The following is a 7,204-nucleotide window of genomic DNA, read 5'->3' as shown; positions in this document are numbered from 1 at the left end:
GACCACGAAGACGGGGACCAAGACCGCAAGCACCGGCGACAGCGGTGCCAGCGGTGACAGCGACAGCCGAGACGACTCGTCCGGCGAGTTCGGAGCCGCGCCGAGCTTCCCCGTCGTCCTCTGGATTCTGCTGACACCGTTGGTGTTGATCTCGTTGAACACCGTCGTCAACACCTTGGCGACCGCAGGTGTGATCGACGGCGACACAACCTGGGCGTCGGCGCTCGTACTCCTCGGTCAGACACCCATCGCTTTGCTGATCACGCTGCTTCTCGCACTGTTCCTGCTGGCCCCGGGTCGCTTCCCCATCGGCGACGCCTCCAAGTTCATGGATCAGGCGCTCGGACCCATCTGCTCCATCATCCTCATCACCGGCGCAGGCGGAATGTTCGGCGGCGTGCTCCGAGCGAGCGGCATCGGCCAGTCCCTGACCTCGTCGTTGTCGGGACTGGGTCTGCCCATCATCCTGCAGGCGTTCCTCATCGCCACGGCGCTACGAGTCGCACAGGGATCGGCGACGGTCGCATTGACCACCACTGCCGGACTCATCGCGGTGCAGGTAGGCGAACAGGACCTCAGCAACTTCAAGATCGCGCTTCTCGTCTTCGCCCTTGCAGCAGGAGCCACCGTGCTCTCCCACGTCAACGATTCCGGCTTCTGGCTGGTCAGTCGCTTCTTCGGCATGGACGAGAAAACGACACTCAAGACATGGACCGTCATGGAGACGACACTCGGCTTGTCGGTATTCGCAGTGGCGTCGATACTCTGGGTGATTTTTTAGCGCCGGGTGATTCTCCAGGGACCGGCGTCAGCTACGCCGCGGCAGGTAGCGAGTCAGTGGAAACGACTCACGAACGACGCGGCGTAGCTCGGCAACTCCACCCGCGATCACGCCGGCCGCACGGGCTTGCACCAGAACGTTTCCGAGTGCCGAGCCCTCTACCGGTCCGGCGACGACAGGAAGGCCGGTCGCGTCGGCGGTCAGCTGGCACAGCAGTTCGTTCTGCGATCCTCCTCCGACGATGTGCACCGTCTCGATGCCGATTCCGGCCAACTCACCGGCAGTGCGGACCGACCGGGCGTATGCCGCCGCGAGGCTGTCCATGATGCAGCGGACAGTCTCGGCGGGGGTGGACGGAACAGGAACACCTGCAGCCCTGCACTCTTCGGCGATCCTCGACGGCATGTCACCTGGTGGCAGAAACACCGGAAGATCCGGGTCGACGACGGCCCCCACGTCACCGAGGCTTTCGGCTTCCGCCAGCAGGTCCGCAAGCGCATACGTGACGCCGTCACGCTCCCACTGACGGATGGACTCCTGAACGAGCCACATGCCCATGACGTTGCGCAGCAGGCGAACGGTTCCGTCGACACCGGCTTCGTTGGTGAAGCCGGTGTCCCTGGCTGCGGCCGAGATGACCGGTCCTGGTGCCTCGACTCCGACGAGAGACCACGTGCCGGAGGCTATATAGGCGAAGTTCGGCGATTCCGCGGGAACCGCCACGATCGCCGACGCCGTGTCGTGAGTCCCGACGGCAACGACGTCCGCTCGAGTTCCGACGAGCGAGACGACGTCCGGTCTCAGCGCACCGATTCGCTGACCCGGCACGAGCAGCGGCGGCAGCAGATCCGGCTTCAGACCTACTTCGGCCAGGAGGTCGCGATCCCATTCGCGCGTAGTCGGATTCAGCATCCCAGTTGTGGACGCATTGGTGACTTCACCTGCCGCGACACCGGTGAGCCAGTACGCCAGCAGGTCGGGAATCATGAGCATCCGGTGTGCCGAAGCCAGTCGATCGGTCGATTCGGTCAGCAACTGATACACGGTGTTGAACGGAAGCTGTGCGATGCCGTTCCGAAGGAACAGGTCCGCATGCTCGCCGTCGTTGCGTGCATCTCGGTAGTGGAAGGGGATGCCGAGCATCGAGCCGTCCGGAGCCAACAGCGCGTAGTCCACTGCCCAGGTGTCGATTCCGATCGACGTCAGCGTCTCACCTTCGAGGCCGTCGACGAGCTTGCGCAGCCCACCCAGAACCCCTTGATACAGATCGACGATGTTCCAGTGCAGCGAACCGTTCAATCGCACGGGTCGGTTCTCGAACCGTGCCACTTCGTCCAACCTGACCCGCCCGTGCACGATCCGACCGAGCATGACCCGTCCACTCGACGCGCCGAGATCGACGGCCGCGAACACTCCCATCAGCGCAGGAATGCGGCTGCGACGCCTGCATCCACCGGAATGTGGAGGCCGGTGGTGTGGGTCAGCTCCCCGCCGGTCAACGCGAACACCGCGTTGGCTACATGCTCCGGGAGCACCTCACGCTTGAGAAGTGTTCGCTGCGCGTAGTATTCACCCAACTTCTCCTCTTCGACGCCGTACACCGCGGCACGCTTCGCACCCCAGCCGCCGGCGAAGATCCCCGATCCGCGGACCACCCCGTCGGGATTGATGCCGTTGACGCGGATGCCGTGCTCGCCGAGCTCTGCTGCCAACAGTCGAACCTGATGTGCCTGATCCGCTTTCGTCGCCGAGTACGCGATGTTGTTGGGACCGGCGAACACCGAGTTCTTCGACGAGATGTAGACGATGTCTCCGCCGAGGCCCTGCGCCATCATGATCCGCGCAGCCTCCCTCGAGACGAGGAACGACCCGCGGGCCATGACGTCGTGCTGCAGATCCCAATCCTTCGCCGTCGTCTCGAGCAGTGGCTTCGAAATGGACAGGCCCGCATTGTTGACCACCAGGTCGATACCACCGAACGCAAGGACAGCCGCCGCGATACCGTCGGCGATCTGCCCTTCGTCGGTGACGTCCGCTGCGATGCCGACCGCCACATCGGAATTGCCGATCTCGGCTGCCGCGGCCATCGCCTTGTCGGCGTCGAGGTCGGCGATGACGACGCACGCGCCCTCGGCGGCCAGACGCGTCGCAATCGCCTTTCCGATTCCCGACGCCGCTCCGGTGACCAGTGCGACTCTCGTGGCCAGCGGTTTCGGCTTCGGCATCCGGGCAAGCTTGGCTTCCTCGAGCGCCCAGTACTCGATCCGAAACTTCTCGCGTTCGTCGATCGGCGCGTAGGTGGAAATAGCCTCCGCGCCGCGCATGACGTTGATGGCGTTGAGGTAGAACTCCGCTGCGACGCGAGCGGTCTGCTTGTTGGCACCGAACGAGAACATCCCGACGCCCGGGACGAGGACGATCGCCGGATCGGCTCCCCGCATGGCCGGGCTGTCGGCCTCGGCGTGTTCGTCGTAGTAACGCGCATAGTCGTCGCGGTAGGACTGGTGCAGTTCCTTCAGCCGCACCGAGACTTCCTCGTCCGACGCCGCAGGAGGCAGGTCGAGCACCATGGGTCGAACCTTGGTACGCAAGAAGTGGTCCGGGCAGGACGTCCCGAGTGCCGCGAGACGCGGATGCTCCTCGGCGGCCAGAAATTCGAGAACGGCTGGGCTGTCGTCGAAGTGGCCCACCTGTGGCCGATCGGTCGACGCAAGACCTCGGATCAGCGGGAACAGCGACGCGGCCTTGGCGCGCCGCCCCTCTGCAGGCAACGCTTCGAATCCGGCGATGACACCACCGAACGGATCGGTCCGCCCGTTGTCGGAGATGAACTTCTCCGCGGTACGAATGATCTCGAGCGATCGCTGCTCGGATTCCTCGCTCGTCTCACCCCAAGCCGTGATGCCATGACCGCCCAGGATGCAACCGATTGCCTGCGGGTTCTGCGCCGCGATGGACGCTATGTCGAGCCCGAGCTGAAATCCTGGACGGCGCCACGGCACCCACACGACCCGGTCACCGAAGCACTTACGTGTCAATTCTTCACCGTCCGCTGCGGTCGCGAAGGCGATTCCGGAGTCGGGGTGTAGGTGGTCGACATGGTTGGCGTCGACGAGACCGTGCATGGCGGTGTCGATCGACGGTGCCGCGCCACCTTTCCCGTGCAGGCAGTAGTCGAACGCCGCGACCATCTCGTCCTCGCGTTCGACGCCGGGGTAGACATCTTTCAGCGCCAGTACCCGATCGAGCCGCAACGCAGCGAGACCGGACGGCTGCAGCGTGCCGAGATCGCCGCCGGATCCTTTGACCCACAACAGGTCCACCCTCTCACCGGTGACGGGGTCGATGTCGGTTCCCTTGGCGGACGTGTTACCACCCGCGTAGTTGGTGTTGCGTGCGTCTGCGCCGAGCCGATTGGAGCGGCCAATCAAGTCCGAGATCGTGGTGTTCTCCGAGGTGCTCACTGAAGGTGTTCTCCTGAGTCGAGGCTGGACATGGGCGTACGCGATGCCGAGCAACTCTGCTGCGGCTTTGATGTCTCGAGCATCAGGCTCCCCAGCTCGCTTGGCTTCCGCCGACACGCTCGGATTCGATGCGCTCGGTGTAGCCCGATCGCGCGTAGGCAGCAACGGGATCACGATCGATGCCCTTGGACTCGCGTAGATCACCGAGGAGGCCGCGGACGTCGGTGTTGTAGGCGTCCATCAGCACCGCGTGTGCGCCCAGGACGTCCCCGCCGCGTTGGGCCTCGTCGAGGGCTACGGCGTCGACCAGCAGGGCCTTGGCCGTCGCTTCCTGGACGTTCATGATCGAACGAATCTGACCGGGAATCTTCGGCTCGATGTTGTGGCACTGATCGAGCATGAAGTTGATTCCCGACTCCGGCAGATGCGCTCCAGCGGAAACGATCTCGTGCATGATTCGGAACAGCTGGAACGGATCGGCCGCACCGACGATGAGATCGTCGTCGGCGTAGTTGCGCGAGTTGAAGTCGAACGCGCCGAGCTTGTTCTGACGAATGAGCTGGGTGACGATGAACTCGATGTTGGTGCCGGGCGCATGATGGCCGGTGTCGAGGACGACCTGAGCTTTGTCGCCCAGGGCGAGGCAGTGCAACAGCGAGGTTCCCCAGTCGGGGATATCGGTGGTGTAGAAGTACGGCTCGAAGAACTTGTACTCGATGAGCAACCGATGATCGTCGTCGAGTCCTGCGTAGATCTCCTGCAGCGACTCCGACAAACGATCTTGCCGCGCACGGATGGAGTCCTGGCCTGCGTAGTTGGTGCCGTCGGGCAGCCAGAGCTTGAGCATCTTCGATCCGGTCGCACGCATGACATCGATGCATTCGAGATGGTGTGCAACCGCTTTCGCGCGGATCCTCGGGTCGGAGTTGGTCAGCGAGCCGAGTTTGTAATCGTCGTCCTGGAAGACGTTGGAGTTCACCGCACCGAGCGCGACTCCGCTGTCGGCGGCGAATGCAGCCAGCGTGCCGAAGTCGTCGACGTAGTCCCACGGAATGTGCAGCGACACCCGCGGAGCTGCGCCCGTCACTCGGTTGACCTCAGCCGCATCGGCGACCTTCTCGAAGGGGGTCCGCGGTACACCTGGGGTGCTGAAGACTTTGAATCGAGTGCCGGAGTTGCCATATGCCCAGCTCGGCACCTCGATGCCGAAGTCGGCGAGCGCCGAGATGTCCTGTAGTGCAACGGTGGTCATGATTCGATACCCATCTGACTCTCGAGGTGAAATAGTTCGGACAGCAGGACGAATCCTTCGTCCGGGGTGGCAGAGTCGAGACCCGTGAAGAACGGCGCCATCTCGGCCTGCCACCGCGTGTTGACTTCGGTACTGCTCATCGCCTGCTGCGACGCTGCGAGATCAGGGCTTTCGACGTATCCGACGATCAGCCCGTCGGCGCGGATGTGCAGTGAATAGTTGTTCCAGCCATTGGCTTTCAATGCCTCGAGCATTTCGGGCCACACCTCGGCGTGACGCTCGGTGTACTCGGGGACGGATTCGGGCCTCAGTTGGAGTGTGAAGCAGTACCTGTTCATGGTCTTCGGAGGCCGGCTCGATCAGAAGTCGTACTGGTCGATGTTGGCAGCGTCGAACACGGTGGGCGGTCCGAGCACCAGCTCCCCGTCGGCGCCGATCGTGTACTCGCCGAGCTCACCTGCCGTGAACGTTTCGCCTTCGGCTCCGGTGATCTGCCCCGACGCCAGTGCCGCACCCGCGTAAGCAGCGAGGTAACCGATGTCGGTGGGATCCCACAGTGCGAACTGCTTCACGGTGCCGTCCTTGACATACTCGCGCATCTGGTTTGGGGTGCCGAGACCGGTGAGAACGATGTTGTCCTTGTAGCTCGACGACGAGATGTACCGCGCTGCGGCTGTGATACCGACCGTCGTCGGGGACACGATGGCCTTCAGGTCCGGGTAGGTCTGCAGGAGCCCCTGTGTTTCCTGGAACGACTTCTGGTCGTCGTCGTTTCCGTAGACCGTGGCGACGAGTTCGATGTTCGCGTATTCGGGGTTCGAAGCGAGCTGTTCCTTCAGCACCTCGATCCAGGCGTTCTGATTGGTGGCGTTGGGGGTTGCCGACAGAATCGCGATCTTGCCGCTGCCACCGATCTGATCGCTGGTCATATTCGCGAGCGCCTCGCCGACGCCCTCGGTGGTGGCCTGATTGATGAACAGGTCCCGGCAGTCCTTGGATGCGTCGGAATCGAACGTCACGACCTTGATGCCCGCATCGCGTGCCTGATTCAACGACGGGCACACGGCATTCGGGTCATTCGCGGCAATACCGATGACGTCCTGGTTCTGCTGGATCAGGGTGTTGATGTAGGACACCTGTGAGGATGCGCTCGCGTCGTTCGGTCCGACGAGCTTGTACTCACCACCGAACTCACCGACGGCGGTCTCACCGCCCGCGACCTCGATATCGGAGTAGGGATTGTTGAGCTGCTTGGGCAGGAACGCGACCTTCAGCCCCTCGGCGATCGGGGCGTCGGGATTGGCGGTGCCGGTGGCGCGGCTGCCACTGTCGGAGGAATCCGAGGCCGAATCCTGAGTGGTGCCGCCGCATGCGGTCAACACGAGGGACAAGGCTGCGACGCCTGCCAGTGGCGCGAGGCGCCGGGAGAAGCGGGACATGAGGGTCCTTTCGAGGGAGGGGAAATCCTAGAGAGCGCGAACGGCCTTGCGGCGTTGGGAGGAGGTTCGGACGGTCTTCAGTACGTTGGGCAGGAGAACGGCGACGATGAGCAATACGCCGGTGACGACGGTGAGCGCCTCGTTCGAGATGTCCTCGAGCCGGAGGGCGTTCTGCAGGGTCGCAAGGAGGACCACGGCGGCGAGAACTCCGAGCAATCGACCTTTGCCGCCGAAGATGGAGACGCCGCCGAGCAGTACCGCGGCGACG

The 7,204-nt window shown here is 63.6% G+C and carries 6 protein-coding genes and 1 pseudogene; 1 reads left to right on the top strand and 6 read right to left on the bottom strand.

From position 1 onward, the window contains the following. A partial coding sequence (locus A2J03_RS07570) for a GntT/GntP/DsdX family permease (RefSeq protein ID WP_197480657.1) occupies positions 1-781 on the top strand: 781 nt, incomplete at its 5' end. 27 nt (positions 782-808) lie between these two features. Here the strand turns inward: A2J03_RS07570 and A2J03_RS07565 are convergent. The 6 genes and pseudogenes from A2J03_RS07565 to A2J03_RS07540 form a co-directional block, all read right to left on the bottom strand. Further along, complete coding sequence (locus tag A2J03_RS07565; RefSeq protein ID WP_068371600.1) at positions 809-2,200, bottom strand: rhamnulokinase; 1,392 nt, start codon at positions 2,198-2,200, stop codon at positions 809-811. Then, a complete protein-coding gene (locus A2J03_RS07560; protein WP_068371602.1) occupies positions 2,200-4,245 on the bottom strand; it encodes a bifunctional rhamnulose-1-phosphate aldolase/short-chain dehydrogenase in 2,046 nt (681 codons plus the stop codon). Before A2J03_RS07560 ends, A2J03_RS07565 begins: the two co-directional genes overlap by 1 nt. Before the next feature lie 82 nt (positions 4,246-4,327). Then, on the bottom strand, positions 4,328-5,497 hold the full coding sequence (rhaI, locus tag A2J03_RS07555; protein ID WP_068371599.1) for an L-rhamnose isomerase: 1,170 nt from the start codon (positions 5,495-5,497) through the stop codon (positions 4,328-4,330). Further along, positions 5,494-5,835, bottom strand: coding sequence for an L-rhamnose mutarotase (locus tag A2J03_RS07550; protein WP_068371596.1), 342 nt, complete (start codon positions 5,833-5,835; stop codon positions 5,494-5,496). The genes rhaI and A2J03_RS07550 overlap by 4 nt, the downstream gene beginning before the upstream one ends. A 21-nt stretch (positions 5,836-5,856) precedes the next feature. After that, positions 5,857-6,936, bottom strand: coding sequence for a rhamnose ABC transporter substrate-binding protein (rhaS, locus tag A2J03_RS07545; RefSeq protein ID WP_068371593.1), 1,080 nt, complete (start codon positions 6,934-6,936; stop codon positions 5,857-5,859). A 27-nt stretch (positions 6,937-6,963) separates the two neighbouring features. After that, positions 6,964-7,204 (bottom strand): annotated as a pseudogene (locus tag A2J03_RS07540) (ABC transporter permease); the annotation flags it as partial.

The sequence above is a fragment of the Rhodococcus sp. EPR-157 genome, assembly GCF_001647195.1.
Classification (GTDB): Bacteria; Actinomycetota; Actinomycetes; order Mycobacteriales; family Mycobacteriaceae; genus Rhodococcoides.
This window is presented reverse-complemented; position numbering and strand designations above follow the sequence as displayed.